This is a genomic window from Streptomyces sp. NPDC040622, assembly GCF_055593965.1.
The window spans coordinates 1-21563 of record NZ_JBVIXD010000033.1; the positions used below are offsets into that span (position 1 = coordinate 1).

Sequence of the window (21563 nt, forward strand, 5' to 3'; positions counted from 1 at the left end):
CGGAAGCTAAGCCTCATAGCGCCGATGGTACTGCAGGGGGGACCCTGTGGGAGAGTAGGACGCCGCCGAACTCCTTTTAAGGAAAACCCCCGCACTTCTGGTGCGGGGGTTTTTTGCGTTCCATCTGCGTTCCAGGGGCTATCCGTTTTCTGCATAGCCAATCTCTTCTAGAGTCGGCCGGCTGCCTTGAGGGAGAGATATGCGTCCGCCAGTGCGGGAGCGAGGTCTTGCGGGGTGGCATCCACGACGGTTACGCCGCGACGTCGAAGTTGTTCTGCCGTGCGATGGCGTTCCGATCGGGCTTGGGCGGCGGCTGCGGCGTCGTAGACCGCTTCTGTCGTACCGCGGGCGGCCGCCATCTTCTCGATATGGGGGTCGGCCACCGAAGCGACCAGGACTTTGTGGCGTTTGGTGAGACGAGAAAGCACCGGGAGCAGGCCCTCCTCGATGGGGGCCGTTTCGAGGCTCGTGAGAAGGACGATCAGGGAACTGCGGGGGGCAGTGCGCAAGGCCGTCGTGGTCAGGGCGCGTGCGTCGGTTTCGACGAGTTCGGGCTCGAGCGTGGCCAGGGCGTTCACCAGGGAGGGGAGTACGTCCCCCGCTGAACGGCCTTGGACCAGGGCGCGTACGCGGCGGTCGTAGGCGAGAAGATCGACTCGGTCGCCGGCGCGGGATGCCAGGGCGGCGAGGAGCAGGGCCGCGTCCATGGAGGCATCGAGGCGCGGAGCGTCGCCCACCCGGCCGGCCGAGGTGCGGCCGGTGTCGAGTACGAGAAGGATGTGGCGGTCGCGTTCGGGACGCCAGGTGCGGACCGCTACGCGGGACTGGCGGGCGGTGGCACGCCAATCGATGGAGCGCGTGTCGTCCCCGGGAACGTAGTCGCGGAGACTGTCGAACTCCGTGCCCTGCCCGCGCGTCAGCACACTGGTGCGGCCGTCGAGTTCGCGCAGGCGGGCCAGCTTGGACGGAAGGTGCTTCCGGCTGGCGAAAGGCGGCAGAACGCGTAGCGCCCAGGGGACTCTGTGGCTGCCCTGGCGGGCGAAGAGGCCAAGGGGCCCGTACGAACGGATGGTCACGCGGTCGGCCTGGTGGTCGCCCCGGCGGGTGGGGCGCAGGCGCGTCGTGAGGCGGCGTCGCTCGCCGGACGGGATGGCCAGCCGGTGACGCGATGCGGCGATCTCCGAGCCGGGCTGCCAGCTGCTCGGCGGCCACGCGTCGCGGAGTTCGGCACGCAAGAGGCGGGCTGAGGGGTTCGTGACGGTGAGTTCGACGTCGGCGCTCTCGCCCAGGCGTACGGAGGTGTCGCCGGAACGGGTCAGGCCGAGGCGGCGTACGGGCGCGGCCAGGGCGAAGTCGCAGGCGCAGGCCAGCGCCAGCGGCGCGTTGACGGCGAGGATGCCGGTCCAGCCCGGGGCCCAGAGGCCCACGGGGAGCGTGCCCAGGGCCGCCAGGAGGGCGGTGCGTCCGGTGAGAGCCATCAGCGGGGGACCGGGACGTGGGCCAGGATCGCGTTGATGACGGAGTCGGCGGTGACGCCCTCCATCTCCGCCTCCGGGCGCAGCTGGATCCGGTGGCGGAGGGTGGGGAGAGCCAGGGCTTTGACGTCGTCGGGGATGACGTAGTCGCGGCCGGTGAGCCAGGCCCAGGCGCGGGCCGTGGAGAGCAGGGCCGTGGCGCCTCGGGGGGAGACGCCGAGAGTGAGGGACGGGGATTCGCGGGTGGCGCGGCACACGTCCACCACGTACGCGGTGATCTCGGGGGAGACGGAGGTCTTGGCGACGGCGGCCCTGGCGGCTTCGAGGTCGGCGGGGCCGGCGACGGGGCGTACGCCCGCGGCGCGCAGGTCGCGGGGGTTGAAGCCGTCCGCGTGCCGGGTGAGGACGTCGATCTCGTCCTGACGGGAGGGGAGCGGGACCGTCAGTTTGAGGAGGAAGCGGTCCAGTTGGGCTTCGGGGAGCGGGTACGTGCCTTCGTACTCGACCGGGTTCTGAGTGGCCGCGACGAGGAAGGGATCGGGGAGCGGGCGCGGGGTGCCGTCGACTGTGACCTGGCGTTCTTCCATCGCTTCGAGGAGCGAGGACTGGGTCTTGGGCGGGGTGCGGTTGATTTCGTCGGCCAGCAGGAGGTTGGTGAAGACGGGGCCCGGCTGGAAGGAGAACTCGGTGGTGCGTGCGTCGTAGACGAGGGAGCCCGTGACGTCGCTCGGCATGAGGTCGGGGGTGAACTGGACTCGCTTGGTGTCGAGTTCGAGGCTGGCGGCGAGGGCCCGCACGAGCAACGTTTTCGCTACCCCAGGGACTCCTTCTAGTAGGACATGACCGCGGCAGAGGAGGGCGACGACGAGTCCGGTGACGGCGGGGTCCTGGCCGACCACGGCCTTGGAGATCTCGGCGCGCAGGGCTTCGAGGGAAGCGCGTGAGCTGCGGGGATCTCCGGTGGGCCCGGTGTCAGTGGTCGGGTCCATCATGAGTGGCGTACCTCTCTTTCGAGGGCGTCGAGTTGGTCGGCGAGTGCGATGAGTGCCGCGTCGTTGCCGGGAGGCGGCCCGAAGAGGAGGGGGTGCAGGTCCTGGCCGGGATCGCGGAGCCGGGTGGACAGCGCGGGGAGCAGGGATTCGGGTGCGTGTGCCTGGGTGGGGGACACACCGACGAGGGGGGCCAGGCGGGTGCGGGCGGCGGATCGTAGGGCCGCGGCGGCGCGGTCGCGGGCGTTCGCCTTGCGGTAGAGGCGTGCGCGCCCTTCGACGGTTTCGGAGGCACGGATGGCCACGGGGAGGCGTTCGGCGACGAGGGGGCCGAGGCGGCGGGCGCGCCACAGGGCGGCGAGTACGGCGGCAACCGCCAATTGCAGGGTGCCCCAGCGCCAACCGGAGGGGATCAGGTCGAAGAAGCCGCGGCGCTCGGAGTCGGTGGCTGCCTGGTCGTCGGAGAGCGAGGGGAGGTACCAGACCAAGTGGGGGCGGGATCCCAGGAGTTGGAGAGCGAGCGAGGCGTTGCCCTGCTCGTCGAGACGGTCGTTGAAGAGGATGTCGGGGGCGCCGAGGACGACGGTGTCGCCCTTTCCGCGGGGGGCGGGGAGATGCAGGAGGCTGGGAAGTCCGTCGCTGAGGTAGCAGGCCTCGGCATCCGGAGCGAGGGTGTCGTAGCGGATGCCACCCATGTCGGCGTTGCCGGCGCGGCGGGCCGCAGGGAGGGAGCAGTCGGGGGAGAGCGTGGAGTCGGCGCTGGTCGTGGCGTCCGCGGTGACGCCAGGAGCGAGGTCGCCGACCGACGTGGTGCCCGGGGTGACGAGGACGGTGCGGCCGCCGGACTCCGCGGTGGTGGCGTGGAGCCGGGAGCGCTGGCGGTCGGTGAGGACGTCGGGGTTGGCGACGAGGAGCGTGGTGTCGCGGCCGACTGCCGACCGGGCCTCCTCGGTGCTGGTGACCACGCGGGTGGACACGCCTCGGTCGGCGAGGAGTTCGGCGACGGCCCGGCTGCCGTAGGTGTCGGCGGAGCGTGGGTCGAGGCGGCCGTGCTGGGCGCCGGAGCGGACCGCGGCGATGGCGACGGCGGCCACCAGGAGGACGACCACGGCGAGGACGATGCCCCGGGAGCGGGTCCAGAGCTGGCGGGGTGTGGGGGCGATCGACGTCGAGGCCGGTGGCGGTGGTGTGTCGGGCCTGCCCGTGGTGGGGGCGGCGGGCCGGGGCGGCTCGGTGGGCGAGGTGGGGCCGGTCATTCAGCGGCCCCACGGGTGCCGCTGCTCGCCGTGGTGTGGGCGGTGCTGGTCAGGACGGGCCTGGTGTTCGCCAGGTCGTGGTCGAGCTCGGCCAGGCGACGGTACGCCGCTTCGCCGGCGGTGCGGCCGCCGTACGTGACGTCGTCGAAGTCATGGGCGGCGGCGCGGAGTCGGCCGGTGTGGGCGGGAAGGGTGCGGCCCGCTTCCGCGGCGGCCTCGTCGGCGGTGCGGCCGGGGCGCGGGTCGAGGAGTGCGCGTTCCTCCAGGGCGCGGACGACGGCACGCATGCGTTCCTGCACGGCCTGGTTCCAGTGCGCCTGGGCGGCGTGCGCTTCGGAGGCGGCGCGGTGTTCCGCGGCGCTGCGGGGGCGGTCGTCGAAGAGGGCGGGGGCGGAGGTGGCGGCGCGATGCGGGGTGCCGAGGCGCCACCACAGGGCGAAGGCCAGAAGCACGACTGCCAGCACGATGACCAGGAGCCCGAACCCGCCGCCGGGGGTGGCCCCCGAGGCGGCGGAGAACAGGTCGTCGACCCAGCCCCAGAAGCGGTTCAGGGCCCGCTGGAAGAGGCTGGGGTCGTTCTCGTGGTACATCGGCTTGGACAGTTCACGTTCGGCCGCCTCCCGCGCGGGGTCGCGCGAGAGCGTCACCGGTGGCTCGCCGCCGCCGCGCGGCAGGAGCGGTGCCGCTCCGAGCTCTCTGAGTACTGCCCCCGCCGCGGTCACCGCATCAGCTCCCCGGGGTGCCGGGCGGGGGCGGGCCGGGTACACCGGCGGCGCGGGCGAGTTCGAGGTCGAGGGCCTCGCGGCGGATCCGCTGGTCGATGTAGAGGAGGACGGTCACCCCGGCCGTGATGGGGAACGTCAGCATGGAGCCGATGACCGAGCCGACGCCGCTGACGATCAGGAACGTCCAGCCCAGTTCGCCGGTGCTGTCGAGGAAGCCGGTGACTCCGTCGCCGCTGACCGCTCCGGCGATGAACGTGAACGGGATGACGATGATCGACGCCACGACGTTCGCGATGATCGCGGCGAGGAGCTGGATGCCGAAAACCCGCCACCAGGAGCCGCGGACCAGCTTGACGGAGCGGGCCAGGGACTTCTTGATGCCCTGCTTCTCCAGCATGAGTGCCGGGGAGGCGAGCGAGAGCCGGATCACGATCCAGAGGGCGGCGATGCCCGCGCCGAGGCCTCCCAGCACGGCGAGTCCCGCGCCGGCCTCGGAGGAGCCCGCCAGCGCGATCAGCACGCCGGGCATGACGCCGACGGTGACGATGGCCGCGCCGATGAGCGGGATGAGCAGCGTCAGGCCGAAGAGCTTGGCGAGCTGGGGGCGGGAGTCCTGCCAGGCCTCCGTGGTGGTCACCGACTTACCGAGCACCGCGCGGCTGGTGACCATCGTGAGCAGGGCCGTCGCGACGATCGTGCCGAGCAGGGTGATCACGAGGACCACGCCGGAGCTCATCATCGTGTCGCCCATGGCACGGGTCAGTTCGCCGACGGTCGCGCTCGGGTCGTCGAGAGCCTCGGTGTCGACGGACTCGTTCAGGACGAGCCCCTGCAGGAGGACGACGACGATTTCCGTGAGGACGGCCACGGTCAGGGAGATGCCGAGGACCGTGCGCCAGTGGGCGCGCATGGTCGACACCGCGCCGTCGAGGATCTCGCCGACACCGAGAGGGCGGAGCGGGATGACACCGGGCTTGGCGGCGGGCGGGGGTCCCTGCCAGGCTCCCCAGCCGCGGTAGCCGCCGGGGCCACCCGGACCACCGGGACCCGGGCCGACAGGACCCGGTCCAGGGCCACCCGGGGGCCGGCCGCCCCAGCCCCAGCCGCCGCCCTGGCCGGGCGGAGGGGGCGGTGGAGGCGGCGCCTGGCCCGGGCCCGGCGTGCTGGGCGGGGACCATTGGGCGGGCGGCGGCTGCTCCTTGGACCACTTGGACGGGCCGCTCTGCCGGCCGTCCGCGGGCTCGGCGGCGTCCGGCGTGCCGGAGTCCTGTCCGTCGGAGGGGGCAGATCCGGGCGAGGCCCAGCCCGGAGTGTCGTTCATCGTCGCTCCTTCAAGGTGCCCGTCCGCGGGTGCGGCGGCAGGTTGCCAGCCATCGTGCCACGGGGTGGCCGCGGGGTGACCGGGCGCCGTAGCGGCTGTACACCTTCAATTGTCCGCCGGGTACGGGGCAGACTGGGCGGATGGCTGATCAGTACGCGCAATCCAGCGAGGACAAACGGCCGACCGAGACATCGACGGTTCCCGCGATCCGGTGGGACGACCCACCTGAAGGCCCTGTGGTGGTGCTCCTCGACCAGACCAGGCTGCCGGGTGAGGAGAGCGAGTTGGTGTGCACCGACGCACCGGCCCTGGTGGAGGCGATCCGGACGCTCGCGGTGCGAGGGGCACCCCTGTTGGGCATCGCGGGGGCGTACGGCGTCGCGCTCGCCGCGGCCCGTGGCTTCGACGTGGACGAGGCGGCGGACTCGTTGGCGGGGGCGCGGCCCACCGCGGTCAACCTCGCGTACGGGGCACGTCGGGCCCAGGCCGCGTATCGCGCCGCGTTCGTGGGCGGGGCCGACGCGGGGCGGGCGGCCGGTGCCGCGCTCGAGGAGGCGCGGGCGCTGCATGCCGAGGACGCCGAGGCCAGCACCAGGATGGCGGCGCACGGTCTGGCGCTGCTCGACGAGCTGATGCCCGGTGGCGGCCACCGGATCCTGACGCACTGCAACACGGGGGCCCTGGTCTCCGGAGGGGAGGGCACGGCGTTCGCGGTGGCGCTCAAGGCGCACCGGGAGGGCAGCCTGCGCAGGCTGTGGGTGGACGAGACGCGGCCGCTGCTGCAGGGGGCCAGGCTCACCGCCTACGAGGCGGCGCGGAACGGAATGGCGTACACGCTGCTCACCGACAACGCGGCGGGTTCGTTGTTCGCGGCCGGTGAGGTGGATGCCGTGCTGATCGGCGCCGACCGCATCGCGGCCGACGGTTCGGTGGCGAACAAGGTGGGGAGCTATCCGCTCGCCGTGCTGGCGAAGTACCACCATGTGCCGTTCATCGTCGTGGCGCCGGTGACGACCGTCGATCTGGACACCCCGGACGGAGCGGCCATCGAGGTGGAGCAGCGAGCCGGTCATGAGGTGACGGAGGTCACGGCGCCGCATGTGCCGGTGATCGGGATGGAGGCGGGCGGCGGTATACCGGTGGCGCCGCTGGGGACGCAGGCGTACAACCCCGCGTTCGACGTGACGCCGCCGGAGTTGGTGACGGCGATCGTCACGGAGGAGGGCGTGCTGTCACCGGTGACGGCGAAGGGCCTTGCGGAGTTGTGTGCCAGGTCGCGCCATGTGACGGTCGGCTGATCGGACGAGGCCGCGCTCGTCGCTGATCGACGGGTGCGGCCCGGCTCCCTCTGGGCGGTGGGCCGAGGGTGAGCGGTGCAGGGCTGGGCTGTTCGGTGTCGTCAGCCTGTCTGAAATGCTGGTGGTCGTATCGGACCTGAGGTGGCTCCGGTCGGGGCGGTCGGCATCCGTTACCGGCATCGGCGGCGGTGGTCGGCGGCAGACAGTAGTGGCCTCGTACGACTATCGTCACAGGCCAGTGACCTACCTCACCAGCAGCCCAGTCACTGTTACGAGAATGGGATGATGTCAGGCATGAAGGGACGAGTCCTTGTCGTCGACGACGACACCGCACTGGCCGAGATGCTCGGGATTGTGCTGCGTGGTGAAGGTTTTGAGCCGTCGTTCGTAGCTGATGGCGACAAGGCGCTGGCTGCTTTTCGGGAGGCCAAGCCTGATCTTGTGCTGCTCGACCTGATGCTTCCCGGTCGGGACGGCATCGAGGTGTGCCGCCTGATCAGGGCGGAGTCCGGGGTGCCGATCGTCATGCTCACGGCGAAGAGCGACACCGTGGATGTGGTGGTCGGTCTGGAGTCGGGGGCCGATGACTACATCGTCAAGCCGTTCAAGCCGAAGGAGCTCGTGGCCCGGATCCGGGCGCGGCTGCGGAGGTCGGAGGAGCCCGCGCCGGAGCAGCTGGCCATAGGTGACCTGGTCATCGACGTGGCAGGGCACTCCGTGAAGCGGGACGGGCAGTCGATCGCGCTGACGCCGTTGGAGTTCGATCTGCTGGTGGCGCTGGCGCGCAAGCCGTGGCAGGTGTTCACGCGTGAGGTGCTGCTCGAGCAGGTCTGGGGCTACCGGCACGCGGCGGACACCCGTCTGGTGAACGTGCACGTCCAGCGGCTGCGGTCCAAGGTCGAGCGTGACCCGGAGCGGCCGGAGATCGTGGTGACCGTCCGTGGCGTCGGTTACAAGGCCGGACCGAGCTGACGTGTCCCGGGACAGTTCCACCTCGGCGCCCGGGGGTCCGGGGGCTCGCTCGGGGCGGACTGGACCGGCGGGGCGCGCGTCACGGTTCGGGCGGCTCGTCGACGGCGGACTGCTGCTGCAGGGCGGGGTGCAGGGCAGTCCCGTGCTGCGTCTGTTCGTGCGCTGGGTGCGCCGTCCGCTGTTGCCCGCGGTGCGGCTGTGGCGCCGCAACATCCAGCTGAAGGTCGTCGTCACGACCCTGCTGATGTCGCTCGGCGTGGTGCTCATGCTCGGGTTCGCCGTCATGAGCTCGGTGAACAACGGCCTGCTCAAGGCCAAGGTCAAGGCGTCGCAGAGCCAGGCCGACGGTGGGTTCCGGGCCGCTCAGGACAGCGTCAACGCCGCGCGGCAGAGCGCCCAGGGGCAGGGCCAGGAAGGCAGCACCGCCGACGGGCGCAACGCCGCCGTCTGGATGTCCGACCTCGTCGAGCAGCTCTCCAGCGGTGGTCAGAACGCCTTCGCGGTGGTGACGCTGAGCCCGACGACCGCGGGGGACGCGGGGAGCGTGCGCGGTTCGCGGGCCTCGGGCGGCGTGGAGCCGATCCTGAGCGTGCCCGAGGAACTGCGCCGCCAGGTCGACAACGGCACGGGCGTCTACCAGGCCAATACGCGCATCGACTACGACGACGGCCGGGAGCCGCAGTCGGGACTGGTGATCGGCAAGCGGCTCAACGACCTCAACGGCGACCCGTACCAGCTGTACTACCTCTTCCCGCTGACGCAGGAGGAGGAGTCGCTGAACCTGGTCCGGACGACTCTGGCGACCGCCGGGCTCTTCGTCGTGGTGCTGCTCGGCGCCATCGCGTGGCTGGTGGTGCGCCAGGTCGTCACGCCTGTCCGGATGGCGGCCGGTATCGCCGAGCGGCTGTCCGCCGGGCGCCTTCAGGAACGTATGAAGGTCACCGGAGAGGACGACATCGCGCGGCTCGGTGAGGCCTTCAACAAGATGGCGCAGAACCTGCAGCTGAAGATCCAGCAGCTGGAGGAGCTGTCGCGGATGCAGCGGAGGTTCGTCTCCGATGTGTCACACGAGCTGCGTACGCCGTTGACCACCGTGCGGATGGCCGCCGATGTCATTCACGAGGCGCGGGTGGACTTCGATCCGGTGACCGCGCGGTCGGCCGAGTTGCTCGCCGATCAGCTGGACCGTTTTGAGTCGCTGCTCGCCGATCTGCTGGAGATCAGCCGGTTCGACGCGGGGGCGGCGGCGCTCGAGGCCGAGCCGATAGACCTCCGTGAGGTCGTCCGCCGGGTCGTGGGCGGTGCGGAGCCGCTCGCCGAGCGCAAGGGCACGCACATACGGGTCGTGGGGGACCAGCAGCCCGTGGTCGCCGAGGCGGACGCGCGGCGGGTGGAGCGGGTGCTGCGCAATCTGGTGGTCAACGCGGTGGAGCACGGCGAGGGCAAGGACGTCGTGGTGCGGCTCGCCGCCGCGGGCGGTGCGGTCGCCGTCGCGGTGCGGGACTACGGGGTGGGCCTCAAGCCGGGTGAGGCGACTCGGGTGTTCAGCCGTTTCTGGCGGGCGGATCCGGCGCGCGCCCGTACCACCGGTGGTACGGGGCTCGGGCTTTCGATCGCCCTGGAGGACGCGCGACTGCACGGCGGCTGGCTGCAGGCCTGGGGGGAGCCGGGTGGTGGCTCGCAGTTCAGGCTGACGTTGCCGAGGACGGCGGACGAGCCGTTGCGGGGTTCGCCGATACCCCTGGAGCCGGAGGACTCGCGGCGCCACCGCGGGCTCAACGACGCGGGGCTGCCGTCCGACGGCGGGAACAAGCTGGCCACGGTGCCCGCGCAGGCGCCCGCGTCGGCGTCCGAGCGGGTCTCGCCGCCCGTGCCGGCGAAGGGCCCGATACCGCCGCGGCTGCTGCAGGCCGGCCCCGTGGACCCGACGGCGCTGCCCGGCAGCGGAGCGCGGGTCGTGCCGCGTCGGCCGTTGGACGACGAGCCGTCGAGGGACGGCGTGCCGAGGGACGGGGCGCCGGACGGGGAGGCGCCGGACGACGAAGGGTTCGACGAGCGGCGGCCTGCCTCCGACGGCGACACGCGTGCCGCAGGGAACGGCTCGGTGAGCGGTGACAGTGCCGCGGGGCCGGACGTGGAGGACGCGGAGGCCGCGAAGGACGCCAAGCACACCGGCAGGGAAGAGGAGAGTACTCGTGGGCGCTGACCGCGACGGGCGTGGCCGCCGTGCGGGCCGCAGACGTGCCCCGCGCAGCACCTCGCGCACTTCCTTGCGCACCGGTCTTCTGCTGGGCAGCTGCGGCGCGCTCCTGGCCGGGTGCGCCTCGATGCCGGACAGCGGGAATCTGAAGTCCGTCGACGCCTCGCAGCGTCCGGACTCGCAGTCCCAGGTCCGCGTGTACGCCATGCCGCCGCGCGAGGGCGCCCGGCCCGTGGAGATCGTGCAGGGCTTCCTGGAGGCGCTGACCAGCGACGATCCGCAGTTCGCGATGGCGCGCAAGTATCTGACCAAGCAGGCGTCGAAGGAGTGGAGTCCGGGGGAGTCCACGACGGTGCTCGCCGACGGTCCGAACACGGACGCGGGCAACGCGGGCAACGACGGTGAGGGCAGCCGCCGTTACTCGCTGACCGGCCGGCAGGTCGCGCGGGTGGACGAGCAGCACGCGTACCGGCCCGAGGACGCGACGTACACCCAGTCCGTGCACCTGAGCCAGGACGGCGGTCCGGGCGGCAAGGAGTGGCGCATCGACAAGCCGCCGCCCGGTGTGGTGCTCGGGGAGTCGGACTTCCAGCGGATCTACCGCTCCGTCAACAAGTACTACTTCGCGGGCCCCACCGGGGCGGGTGTGAACGGCCGGACGGGGCTCGTCGCCGACCCCGTCTACATCCGGCAGCGCATCGACCCGCTGACGCAGACGGTGAAGTCGCTGCTGGAGGGGCCGACCAACTGGCTCCGGCCGGTGGTGGAGTCGCGGTTCGGCGGTGGAATCGAGCTCAAGGAGCCCGGCAAGCCGCTGACGCTGGACGACCAGAACCGGCTGACCGTACAGCTGAACAACAAGGCCGACGGCGCGGGGCAGACGCGGTGCAAGGAGATGGCCGCGCAGATGCTCTCCACCTTGCAGGACTTGACGCCTTCCGGGGTCGAGCAGGTGACGCTGCAGCGTTCCAACGGGTCGATGCTCTGTGTCCTGAGCCAGGATCGCGCCGAGACCGTCGCGGCGCACCGCAGTCTGGACCGGCCCGACTACCAGTACTTCGTCGACGAGAAGCACCGGCTGGTGCGGATGTCGGCCAACGCCGGGAGTTCGGTGGATCCCGAACCGGTGACGGGTGTTCTCGGCACGGGTGACCAGCCGCTGCGTTCGGCGGCGGTCTCGCGCGACGAGCAGCGCGCGGCCGGGGTGTCGCTCGACGGCAAGTCGCTGTACACGGGCTCGCTCGTCTCGGACGACGAGCTCGGCAAGGCGCAGCTGCACAGCAAGGCCAAGTCCGAGAAGGACCGTCTCTCCACGCCCAGTTGGGACAGCAGGGGCAACCTGTGGGTGGCCGACCGGGATCCGAAGCGGCCCCGGCTGCTCTGGCTCGACCAGGGCTCGGGCGAGCCGGTCGAGGTCGACCTCCCCGCCCTGGACGGGAACGTCGAGGAGGTGCGGGTGGCGGCCGACGGCGTGCGCATCGCCCTCCTCGTGGAGAAGGACGGCAAGAAGTCCCTGTGGATCGGCCGCGCCGACCGCGCCGAGGGCAAGGGCGGCAAGCCCGAGATCTCGGTGCTGGACCCCACCCCCGCGGCGCCGCAGATGGAAGAGGTCACGGCCATGTCGTGGGCCGGCGGGAGCCGTCTCGTGGTGGTCGGCAGGGAGACCGGCGGTGTGCAGCAGATCCGGTACGTCCAGTGCGACGGTTCGGTGCTGCCGCGCACCGCGCTGCCCGGTCTGACCGGCGTGATGGAGATCGCGGCGTCCGAGGACGAGCGGCAGCCGCTGGTGGCGCACTCCGACGACGGGATCGTGCGGCTGCCGACGGGCTCGCAGTGGCAGACGGTGGTGAAGGAGGGCCTTGCTCCGGTCTACCCGGGGTGAGCGGGCCGAGGGGGTAAGGCCAACGGGCCGTCAGCGGCGGGCCGTTGTCCACAGGGGTGGCCGGGTGGTCCCCGCCTTGGCACAGTGGTGGGCATGCGGGGGTGGTGGCGGGACTTCACCGACCTGGTGCTGCCGGCCGAGTGCGGGGGCTGCGGGGAGCCACGGACGGCGCTCTGCGGCGAGTGCCGGGCCGCTCTGTGCGCGAGGGTGCCGCGTCGGGTGCGACCGGTGCCGGAACCGCCGGGGCTGCCCGTCGTGCATGCCGCCGTGCCGTACGAGGACGCCGCGCGGGCCGTGCTGCTCGCGCACAAGGAGCGGGGCGCCCTGGGCCTCGCGGGGCCGCTGGGGGCCGCTCTGGCCGGGGCCGTGTGGGCCGCGCTGCGGGGCGAATTCCAGGATCGGGGTGATACGGGGGCACGAACGAGGGTAGGCGGCACACAGGATGGTCCACAGGGGCGTGTGATGCCGGTGTCGCTCGTCCCTGTGCCCTCGGCGCGGGCTGCTGTGCGGGCTCGCGGGCACGATCCGGCGCGGCGGATCGCCCTCGTCGCGGCGGGTGAGCTGCGGCGGGCGGGGATGCCGGCGCGGGTGCTCGCGGTACTGCGTCAACGGCGTGCGGTGGCCGACCAGTCGGGGCTCGACTCCCGGCAGCGGCAGGCCAATCTGGCGGGCGCCCTGGAGGTGACCGCCGGGGGCGGCCGGCTGGTGGCGGGTGGTGGCCGGATCGTGGTCGTCGACGACCTGATGACCACGGGTGCCTCTTTGGCGGAGGCCGCCCGGGCATTACGTGCTCTATGCATGGAAGGGAACGTGCGGGCGGAGGCCGTGCGGGAACAGGGAACGGGGGTTGCGTGCGGGCCTTTATTGGGGCGCGAGAAGGTGATCAGTGCCGCCGTTGTCGCTGCCCCACCGGATTCTTTCGAAATAAACCGGAACTGATTGAGAACTTGCATCGTTGCAGGTAGTGAGAGGGTCGATACACCTGAATGGAGGTACGCGGCAGTAGAGGGTGACGACATCCGTCCTGGCGAGATATGTTCGGTTGTGAGGAATGGCGGACGCCGTCCCTCGTATATCGGAATGCCGGTCCGTGGGTTTTTCGCAATCACCCGGGCCGGTGGGGTGGAGATCTTGCCCGCGGGGGAGGAGGAGGTGGAAGTCACCGAGTCCGAGACTTCGGGAGTCACCGGAGTCTGGTGCAAAAGGGAGATGCTCCGCATCCGAAGCGGAGCAATCCGGGAACGGAGTTCTGCGTGGACATCGTCGTCAAGGGCCGCAAGACCGAGGTGCCCGAGCGGTTCCGCAAGCACGTGGCCGAGAAGCTGAAGCTGGACAAGATCCAGAAGCTCGACGGCAAGGTGATCAGCCTCGACGTCGAGGTGTCCAAGGAAACCAACCCGCGTCAGGCCGACCGTTCCGACCGCGTGGAGATCACCGTCCGCGGACGTGGGCCCGTGATTCGCGCGGAGGCCTCGGCGGCAGACCCGTACGCGGCGCTCGACCTGGCCACCGCCAAGCTCGACGCGCGCTTGCGCAAGCAGCACGAGAAGCGCCACAACCGGCGGGGCAACGGCAGGCTCTCCGCCGCCGAAGTGGCCGAGCGGGTCCCGGACGCGGCGTACCTCAACGGAGACGGCTCCATCGCGCGCGACGAAGAGCCCGACGGCGTACCGGTCAAGAAGATCGGCTCCCTGGAGGTCCAGGGCGAAGGACCCCTCGTGGTCCGCGAGAAGACGCACGTCGCGGCCCCCATGACACTCGACCAGGCGCTCTACGAGATGGAACTGGTCGGACACGACTTCTACCTGTTCGTCGACTCCGAATCCAAGGAACCAAGCGTCGTCTACCGACGGCACGCCTACGACTACGGCGTCATCCGGCTCAACACCGACCCCATGGTCGCCAAGGCCGAGTCTGCCGGTGGCGGCGGAGCCCTCGGCGGCTGATCACAGCCCTGTGACCGCCGTGGTGGTGCCCCTGGAGCGCCTGTGCGCCCCCAGGGGCATCACCGTGCGCCCAGTGCGCGCACCGCACCGGCGCCGGGCATGAAATCATGGGCGGGCCGGTCAACCGGTGTGCTGCCGCCTGGGGTTGGCGCAGCAGAAGCACAACAGGCCTCGGCCTTCATGGGGGAGGAACGATGGCGGACAGCTTCGGACCGATGCGTCACGAGGATGCCGACGACGGCATCGGCATCGGCACGGACGCGGGCGCCCCACGCAAGGAGCCCATCAGGGTCCTTGTCGTGGATGACCACGCCCTCTTCCGCCGGGGCCTGGAGATCGTCCTCGCCGCCGAGGAGGACATCCAGGTCGTCGGAGAGGCGGGCGACGGCGCGGAGGCGGTGGACAAGGCCGCCGATCTGCTGCCCGACATCGTGCTGATGGACGTCCGCATGCCCAAGCGCGGCGGCATCGAGGCGTGCACCTCCATCAAGGAGGTGGCTCCCAGCGCCAAGATCATCATGCTGACGATCAGCGACGAGGAGGCCGACCTCTACGACGCGATCAAGGCGGGCGCCACCGGCTATCTCCTCAAGGAGATCTCCACGGACGAGGTGGCCACGGCGATCCGCGCGGTGGCCGACGGACAGTCGCAGATCAGTCCCTCGATGGCGTCCAAGCTGCTCACCGAGTTCAAGTCGATGATCCAGCGCACCGACGAACGCAGACTGGTGCCCGCGCCGCGGCTGACCGACCGCGAGCTGGAGGTGCTCAAGCTGGTGGCGACCGGGATGAACAACCGCGACATCGCCAAGGAGTTGTTCATCTCCGAGAACACCGTGAAGAACCACGTGCGCAATATCCTGGAGAAGCTGCAGCTGCACTCCAGGATGGAGGCCGTCGTGTACGCGATGCGGGAGAAGATCCTCGAGATCCGGTGACCGCGCGGTGACCTCACCGGACCGGGAGGAGGCAGCCGTCAGCCGAGGGCGCGGACCAGTTCCGCGGTCAGCTCCGGGCGGTTCACCCGCTCCACCCGTACGGAGTCGCAGCCGACCCAGGAAGCCGCCTCCAGCAACGCCTGAGCCATCGGCGCCACCGCCTTGGGGGTGTCCAGCGAGACCTGCCTGGCCACCAGCGTGCTGCCTTCGCGGGCCGGGTCGACGCGGCCGAGGAGCCTGCCGCCCGCGAGCAGCGGCATCGCGAAATAGCCGTGGATCCGCTTCGGCTTGGGCACGTACGCCTCCAGGCGGTGCGTGAAGCCGAAGATCCGCTCCGTGCGCGCCCGCTCCCAGATCAGTGAGTCGAAGGGCGAGAGGAGCGTCGTGCGGTGCCGGCCGCGGGGCGTCGTCTCCAGGGCCTTCGGGTCCGCCCAGGCCGGCTTGTCCCAGCCCTGGACCGTCACCGGCACCAGGCCCGAGTCCGCGACCACCGCGTCGAACTGCTCGCCCTTGAGGCGGTGGTAGTCGGCGATGTCCGCGCGCGTGCCGACCCCCAGGGCCTCACCGGCCAGGCGGACCAGGCGCCGCAGGCACTCCGCGTCGTCCAGGTCGTCGTGGAGCAGCGGCTCGGGGATCGCCCGCTCCGCCAGGTCGTACACCCGCTTCCAGGAGCGGCGCTCGGTGCACACCACCTCGCCGTACATCAGCGCGCGCTCCACGGCGATCTTCGACTCGGACCAGTCCCACCACTCGCCCTTGTTCTTCGCGCCGCCCAACTCCGTTGCCGTGAGCGGGCCTTCGGCGCGCAGCTGCTTGATGACCTGGTCGTACGCCCCCGCGGGCAGGTCGTGGTGCCAGTGCGGGCGGGAGCGGTAGGCGCGGCGGCGGAAGGCGAAGTGCGGCCACTCCTCGATGGGCAGGATGCACGCGGCGTGCGACCAGTACTCGAACGCGCGGGTCTGCGTCCAGTACGCCGCCTCGACGGTGTCGCGGCCCACGGCGCCCAGGCGCGCGTACGGAATGAGCTCGTGGGAGCGGGCCAGGACCGAGATCGTGTCGAGCTGCACCGCACCGAGGTGCCGCAGCACACCCCGCGCACCGGACCTGCGGTCGGGAGCCCCCAGGAAACCCTGGGCGCGCAGGGCGATGCGGCGGGCCTCGTCGGCGGAGAGTGCGATGGCGGGACTCGGCAGGCTCGTCATGGCCGAAACGATAGGCGGCGGCACTGACAACGGAGCCCCCGCGCCCCGGTCAGCGCCGCGCGGGCAAGTACGGGTACGGCGAGGACATGCCGAGGTCCGAGGGCAGCAGGGCGCCGACCCAGCAGTCACGGAGCGTGCCCTTGTTGAGCAGGCCCGCGCGGTGCACGCCCTCGACGGTGAAGCCCGCGCTCTCCACGACCGCCCGCGAGCCCGTGTTGCCGACCTCCGCGCGCCACTCCAGGCGGGTGCAGCGCAACTCCGTGAAGGCCCAGCGGGCGAGCCCGAGCACGGTCTCCGTCATGTAGCCGCGGCCGCGGTGCTCCTTGGCGGTCCAGTAGCCGACCTCCCACGAGCCCGAGCGCGGGTGGTGCAGGCTTGCGGCGGCGAGGAGCGGGCCGCCCTCCAGGGGGCGGACGGCGAAGGTGTACTCCAGGTCGTGGTGCCAGGCGTCCGGGACGATCCGGTGCACGAAGGTTTCGGCGTCCACGCGTGTGTACGGCGACGGGATGGTCGTCCAGCGCTGGATCTCCGGGTCCTGGCAGGCCTGGTGGATCTCGTCGATGTCCTCGGGCGCGAAGCCGCGCAGGAACAGACGTTCGGTGGTGAGTGTGACGGGCTCCATCAAACGATTCTGCTGGGACGAGGCCCGCGGAGCCAGCGTTTTAGCGGCTTGTGGGATCACCACTCACGTGGCACTCACGGGTGCAACCCGGCACCTTCGGCGCTCCTCGCCCGTTGACCTCATGGCAGCCCTCCCGGCGCGGCCTGGTCCTCGCATACGATGGCCGTTGCCCGACGAGTAAAACCGACCATGCCAGGCCCGACCGGCAAGGAGACCAACCCCCGTGTCCGTCCTCTCGAAGATCATGCGTGCAGGCGAAGGCAAGATCCTGCGCAAGCTGCACCGCATCGCGGACCAGGTCAACTCCATCGAAGAGGACTTCGTCAGCCTCTCCGACGCCGAGCTGCGCGCGCTGACCGAGGAGTACAAGGAGCGTTACGCCGACGGCGAGACGCTTGACGACCTCCTGCCCGAGGCCTTCGCGACGGTCCGTGAGGCCGCCAAGCGCGTCCTGGGCCAGCGCCACTACGACGTCCAGATGATGGGCGGGGCCGCGCTGCACATGGGCTACGTCGCCGAGATGAAGACCGGCGAGGGCAAGACCCTCGTCGGCACGCTGCCCGCGTACCTGAACGCCCTGTCCGGCAAGGGCGTCCACCTGATCACGGTCAACGACTACCTGGCCGAGCGCGACTCCGAGATGATGGGCCGCGTCCACAAGTTCCTGGGCCTGAAGGTCGGCTGCATCCTGGCCAACATGACGCCGGCCCAGCGTCGTGAGCAGTACAGCTGCGACATCACGTACGGCACGAACAACGAGTTCGGCTTCGACTACCTCCGCGACAACATGGCGTGGTCGCAGGAGGAGCTGGTCCAGCGCGGCCACAACTTCGCGATCGTCGACGAGGTCGACTCGATCCTCGTCGACGAGGCCCGTACGCCGCTGATCATCTCCGGCCCCGCCGACCAGGCCACCAAGTGGTACGGCGACTTCGCCAAGCTGGTCACCCGCCTCACCAAGGGTGAGCCCGGCAACCAGCTCAAGGGCATCGAGGAGACCGGCGACTACGAGGTCGACGAGAAGAAGCGCACCGTCGCGATCCACGAGTCCGGCGTCGCCAAGGTCGAGGACTGGCTCGGCATCGACAACCTCTACGAGTCGGTGAACACGCCGCTCGTGGGGTACCTCAACAACGCCATCAAGGCCAAGGAGCTCTTCAAGAACGACAAGGACTACGTCGTCATCGACGGCGAAGTCATGATCGTCGACGAGCACACCGGCCGTATCCTCGCCGGCCGCCGCTACAACGAGGGCATGCACCAGGCGATCGAGGCGAAGGAAGGGGTGGACATCAAGGACGAGAACCAGACCCTCGCGACCATCACCCTCCAGAACTTCTTCCGCCTCTACAAGCGCGACGGCTACGACAGCGGCCTCTCCGGCATGACCGGTACGGCCATGACCGAGGCCGCCGAGTTCCACCAGATCTACAAGCTGGGCGTCGTGCCGATCCCGACGAACCGGCCGATGGTCCGCGCCGACCAGTCCGACCTGATCTACCGCACCGAGGTCGCGAAGTTCGCCGCCGTCGTCGACGACATCGCGGAGAAGCACGAGAAGGGGCAGCCGATCCTGGTCGGCACCACCTCCGTGGAGAAGTCGGAGTACCTCTCCCAGCAGCTCTCCAAGCGCGGTGTCCAGCACGAGGTGCTGAACGCCAAGCAGCACGACCGTGAGGCGACCATCGTCGCCCAGGCCGGCCGCAAGGGCGCCGTCACCGTCGCCACCAACATGGCCGGACGAGGCACCGACATCAAGCTCGGCGGCAACCCCGACGACCTCGCAGAGGCCGAGCTGCGCCAGCGCGGACTCGACCCCGTCGAGCACGTCGAGGAGTGGGCCGCCGCGCTGCCCGCCGCCCTGGAGAAGGCCGAGCGGGCCGTCAAGGCGGAGTTCGAAGAGGTCAAGGACCTCGGCGGGCTCTACGTGCTCGGCACCGAGCGGCACGAGTCGCGCCGCATCGACAACCAGCTGCGCGGCCGTTCCGGACGTCAGGGCGACCCCGGCGAGTCCCGGTTCTACCTGTCGCTCGGTGACGACCTGATGCGTCTCTTCAAGGCGCAGATGGTCGAGCGCGTGATGTCCATGGCGAACGTGCCGGACGACGTGCCCATCGAGAACAAGATGGTCACCCGCGCCATCGCCTCCGCGCAGTCGCAGGTCGAGCAGCAGAACTTCGAGACCCGCAAGAACGTCCTCAAGTACGACGAGGTCCTCAACCGCCAGCGCGAGGTCATCTACGGCGAGCGTCGCCGCGTCCTGGAGGGCGAGGACCTGCAGGAGCAGATCACGCACTTCATGGACGACACCATCGACGCGTACATCTCCGCCGAGACCGCGGAGGGCTTCGCCGAGGAGTGGGACCTGGACCGGCTGTGGGGCGCCTTCAAGCAGCTCTACCCCGTCAAGGTCGACGTGGACGAGCTGGAGGAGGACGCGGGCGACCGCGCCGGCCTCACCGCCGAGTTCATCTCCGAGTCCATCAAGGACGACATCCACGAGCAGTACGCGGCGCGTGAGACGCAGCTCGGCTCCGAGATCATGCGTGAGCTGGAGCGCCGGGTCGTCCTCTCGGTGCTCGACCGGAAGTGGCGCGAGCACCTCTACGAGATGGACTACCTCCAGGAGGGCATCGGCCTCCGGGCCATGGCGCAGAAGGACCCGCTGGTCGAGTACCAGCGCGAGGGCTTCGACATGTTCAACGCCATGATGGACGGCATCAAGGAGGAGTCCGTCGGCTACCTGTTCAACCTGGAGGTCCAGGTCGAGCAGCAGGTCGAGGAAGTCCCCGTCGAGGACGCGGCGCCTTCGCTCGCCAAGGACGGCGCGCAGGACTCGGTGCCCGCGGGGGCCTCTCGGCCGGAGATCCACGCCAAGGGTCTCGAAGCGCCGCAGCGGCCCGACCGCCTGCACTTCCAGGCGCCGAACGCCGAGGGCGGGGTCGACGAGGGCGACTTCACCACGGACGGCTCCGAGGTCCGGTCCGAGGCGGACGGGATGACGCGTGCGGAGCGGCGCAAGGCTCAGAAGGGTGGGCGGCGGCGCAAGAAGTGAGGCGTCGCTGTCGCTGTGACGTGACGGGATGTGACGTCCCGTTGTGATGTCCAGCTGTGATGTCCCGTTGTGACGTTCCGTTGTGACGTCTGGAGGGGCCGGGCTTCTGTCCGGCCCCTTTGGCGTGCTCAGGGGTTGTGGCTGTGGCTGTGGCTGTGGCTGCGGGCTGGTGGGTGGGTGGTGTGGGCGGCTTGTGGGTTCTATGAGGGTGGGTCTGTTTCCACTGCCGTGCAGCGCCACCTGCGGTCCGCGCCCAGTGTCATGCGGAAGGCCAGGGCGCGCAGGCGGGGGCCCGTCGCGATGCGGGCGAAGACCTCGTACGTCTCCGGGTGCGGTTGGTAGTGGCCGATCCGGTGGATCGTGGGGCGGTGGCCGTCCGCGCAGAGCGGCCTGAGCTCGGCCAGGCGGGCCAGGTCGTCGAAGGCCGTGTTGGCGATGTGCCGGGCCACCCAGTGCATCGGGCGCTGGCCGCTGAGGACCAGGACGAGGCGTTCCGCGAAGAGCTCCGTGGGGTGGGGCGGGGGCTGGGCGGGGATCGTCGTGGGGCGGCGGTCCGAGGGGCGGCGGGAGTCGGTCCGGGTGGGAGGGCGGCCCGCGGGCGGGCGGCCGGCGGTCGGGCGGGGGCGGGGCCTTGTCATCACCTTGCGCACGGGTGCCTCCGTTGACTTGCTCGATGGTCCGAGGTCGGGGTGGGGGGGGCTTGCTTTGGGCGAGCCGGTTGTACCGGGGAGTAACTTTTTCGTTGGGGATCTTGTACGGGGGCGGGAGCCGTCTGCGCAAGGGCTCGGGCGGGGCGCCGGGGCGGGGGCGCGGTTCACCTATCAGGGGGGTGCGTGGACGCGGAAGCGTTGGCGTTGCTGGGTGGGGGTGGGTGAGATTCGTGGTGTGCGTTGACGGGCCCGGGGGTGGTGGGGGGACCTCGATGGGGGACTCCGCGCCTCTCGGCGCGGGGCTGCCGCACGTATCCTGAAGGTCATCCACGACCACGGAGTCCGCCGGTGCGGACACGAACGAAAGCGGTCACCATGCGCGTCTACGTTCCGCTGACCCTGCCCCGGCTCGCCGAGGCGTACAAGGCCGGGGAGCTGGGGCCCGGGCCGCTGGTCGCCTATGCCGTGACGCCCGCCCTGCGGGAGTGGTACCTCTCCGACGACATCGAGGAGCTGGAGTACGCGGCGCTGAACCGGGCGGCGCTGGCGTCGCTGCGGTTGATCGCGGGGGATCCGGGGGTGGCTCGGCGGCGGGTCGTCCTCGCGGCGGACGTGCCGGACGGGGCGGCGGTCGCCGATCCCGACCGGGGGCTGGACCGGGGGGCGCTCGGGGAGGTGCGGATCGCTGAGGCGCTGTCCTTGGGGAAGGTGGCGGCCGTGCATGTCGACTCGGATGACGCGGAGGGGGACGTGGGGGCGGCCGCGGCGGCGCTCGGGGCCGCGGATCATGGGGACGACGACGCGCACTTCGTTGTGGACGGGGCGGGGGATCACGAGCTGCTCTGGTTTGCCACGCAGGAGATTCCCGGGTTGATCTGATCTCGTTCCTTGGGCGGTCCTGGGGGCGTTTTCGTCTTCGTCCTTCGTCTTCGTCTGTGGGTGTGGTGTGGCTGGTCGCGCAGTTCCCCGCGCCCCTGGGGTTCGTCTGTGGGGCGGGGTCGCGGGGGTATGTACGTACTCGCTATCCCTGCG

17 protein-coding genes and 1 rRNA gene are annotated in these 21563 nt (G+C 70.8%); 10 read left to right on the forward strand and 8 right to left on the reverse strand.

Going from position 1 to position 21563, the window contains the following annotated elements; translation table 11 throughout:
* Positions 1–71 (forward strand): 5S ribosomal RNA (rrf, locus tag ACZ592_RS40175); the annotation flags it as partial.
* Between the two features lie 96 nt (positions 72–167).
* Here the strand turns inward: rrf and ACZ592_RS40180 are convergent.
* The 5 genes from ACZ592_RS40180 to ACZ592_RS40200 are packed head-to-tail and all read right to left on the reverse strand — an operon-like array spanning position 168 to position 5766.
* A complete protein-coding gene (locus tag ACZ592_RS40180; RefSeq protein WP_471586734.1) occupies positions 168–1478 on the reverse strand; it encodes a DUF58 domain-containing protein in 1311 nt (436 codons plus the stop codon).
* On the reverse strand, positions 1478–2467 hold the full coding sequence (locus ACZ592_RS40185) for an AAA family ATPase (protein WP_471586735.1): 990 nt from the start codon (positions 2465–2467) through the stop codon (positions 1478–1480). Before ACZ592_RS40185 ends, ACZ592_RS40180 begins: the two co-directional genes overlap by 1 nt.
* Positions 2464–3720 carry a DUF4350 domain-containing protein gene (locus ACZ592_RS40190; RefSeq protein ID WP_471586736.1) on the reverse strand — a complete coding sequence of 419 codons (1257 nt, stop codon included), beginning with the start codon at positions 3718–3720 and terminating at the stop codon, positions 2464–2466. Before ACZ592_RS40190 ends, ACZ592_RS40185 begins: the two co-directional genes overlap by 4 nt.
* Complete coding sequence (locus ACZ592_RS40195; protein WP_471586737.1) at positions 3717–4442, reverse strand: DUF4129 domain-containing protein; 726 nt, start codon at positions 4440–4442, stop codon at positions 3717–3719. Before ACZ592_RS40195 ends, ACZ592_RS40190 begins: the two co-directional genes overlap by 4 nt.
* Before the next feature lie 4 nt (positions 4443–4446).
* A complete protein-coding gene (locus ACZ592_RS40200; protein WP_471586738.1) occupies positions 4447–5766 on the reverse strand; it encodes a DUF7847 domain-containing protein in 1320 nt (439 codons plus the stop codon).
* Between the two features lie 140 nt (positions 5767–5906).
* Here ACZ592_RS40200 and mtnA point away from each other — a divergent pair, with 140 nt between their 5' ends.
* The 7 genes from mtnA (at position 5907) to ACZ592_RS40235 (ending at position 15002) form a co-directional block, all read left to right on the forward strand.
* On the forward strand, positions 5907–7064 hold the full coding sequence (mtnA, locus tag ACZ592_RS40205; RefSeq protein WP_471586739.1) for an S-methyl-5-thioribose-1-phosphate isomerase: 1158 nt from the start codon (positions 5907–5909) through the stop codon (positions 7062–7064).
* Positions 7065–7346: 282 nt separating this feature from the next.
* Positions 7347–8036, forward strand: coding sequence for a two-component system response regulator MtrA (mtrA, locus tag ACZ592_RS40210; RefSeq protein WP_189176211.1), 690 nt, complete (start codon positions 7347–7349; stop codon positions 8034–8036).
* Between the two features lies 1 nt (position 8037).
* The gene (gene mtrB, locus ACZ592_RS40215; RefSeq protein WP_471586740.1) at positions 8038–10242 is read left to right on the forward strand and encodes an MtrAB system histidine kinase MtrB; all 2205 of its coding nucleotides are present in this window, start codon (positions 8038–8040) and stop codon (positions 10240–10242) included.
* The gene (locus ACZ592_RS40220; protein ID WP_471586741.1) at positions 10232–12118 is read left to right on the forward strand and encodes an LpqB family beta-propeller domain-containing protein; all 1887 of its coding nucleotides are present in this window, start codon (positions 10232–10234) and stop codon (positions 12116–12118) included. Before mtrB ends, ACZ592_RS40220 begins: the two co-directional genes overlap by 11 nt.
* A 93-nt stretch (positions 12119–12211) precedes the next feature.
* Positions 12212–13057 carry a ComF family protein gene (locus ACZ592_RS40225; protein ID WP_471586748.1) on the forward strand — a complete coding sequence of 282 codons (846 nt, stop codon included), beginning with the start codon at positions 12212–12214 and terminating at the stop codon, positions 13055–13057.
* A 314-nt stretch (positions 13058–13371) separates the two neighbouring features.
* Complete coding sequence (hpf, locus tag ACZ592_RS40230; protein ID WP_471586742.1) at positions 13372–14064, forward strand: ribosome hibernation-promoting factor, HPF/YfiA family; 693 nt, start codon at positions 13372–13374, stop codon at positions 14062–14064.
* A gap of 194 nt (positions 14065–14258) precedes the next feature.
* Positions 14259–15002: a response regulator gene (locus ACZ592_RS40235; RefSeq protein ID WP_471586743.1), complete on the forward strand. Its 744-nt coding sequence runs from the start codon at positions 14259–14261 to the stop codon at positions 15000–15002.
* A 38-nt stretch (positions 15003–15040) separates the two neighbouring features.
* Here ACZ592_RS40235 and ACZ592_RS40240 read toward each other — a convergent pair whose 3' ends face one another.
* Together ACZ592_RS40240 and ACZ592_RS40245 are read right to left on the reverse strand one after the other, a co-directional pair.
* Entirely contained in the window at positions 15041–16204 is a 1164-nt protein-coding gene (locus tag ACZ592_RS40240) for a winged helix-turn-helix domain-containing protein (protein WP_471586744.1), read from the reverse strand.
* Positions 16205–16253: 49 nt separating this feature from the next.
* Complete coding sequence (locus ACZ592_RS40245) at positions 16254–16826, reverse strand: GNAT family N-acetyltransferase (protein ID WP_471586745.1); 573 nt, start codon at positions 16824–16826, stop codon at positions 16254–16256.
* Positions 16827–17049: 223 nt separating this feature from the next.
* On the opposite strand from ACZ592_RS40245, the gene secA reads away from it, so the two are divergent.
* Positions 17050–19881, forward strand: coding sequence for a preprotein translocase subunit SecA (gene secA / locus ACZ592_RS40250; RefSeq protein WP_471586746.1), 2832 nt, complete (start codon positions 17050–17052; stop codon positions 19879–19881).
* 200 nt (positions 19882–20081) lie between these two features.
* Here the strand turns inward: secA and ACZ592_RS40255 are convergent, their stop codons facing one another.
* Positions 20082–20531, reverse strand: coding sequence for an Rv3235 family protein (locus ACZ592_RS40255; protein WP_471586747.1), 450 nt, complete (start codon positions 20529–20531; stop codon positions 20082–20084).
* A 375-nt stretch (positions 20532–20906) separates the two neighbouring features.
* Here ACZ592_RS40255 and ACZ592_RS40260 point away from each other — a divergent pair, with 375 nt between their 5' ends.
* Positions 20907–21410 (forward strand): DUF6912 family protein, encoded by a 504-nt coding sequence (locus ACZ592_RS40260; protein ID WP_471586749.1) that lies wholly within the window; start codon positions 20907–20909, stop codon positions 21408–21410.
* The last annotated feature ends 153 nt before the right edge of the window (positions 21411–21563 follow it).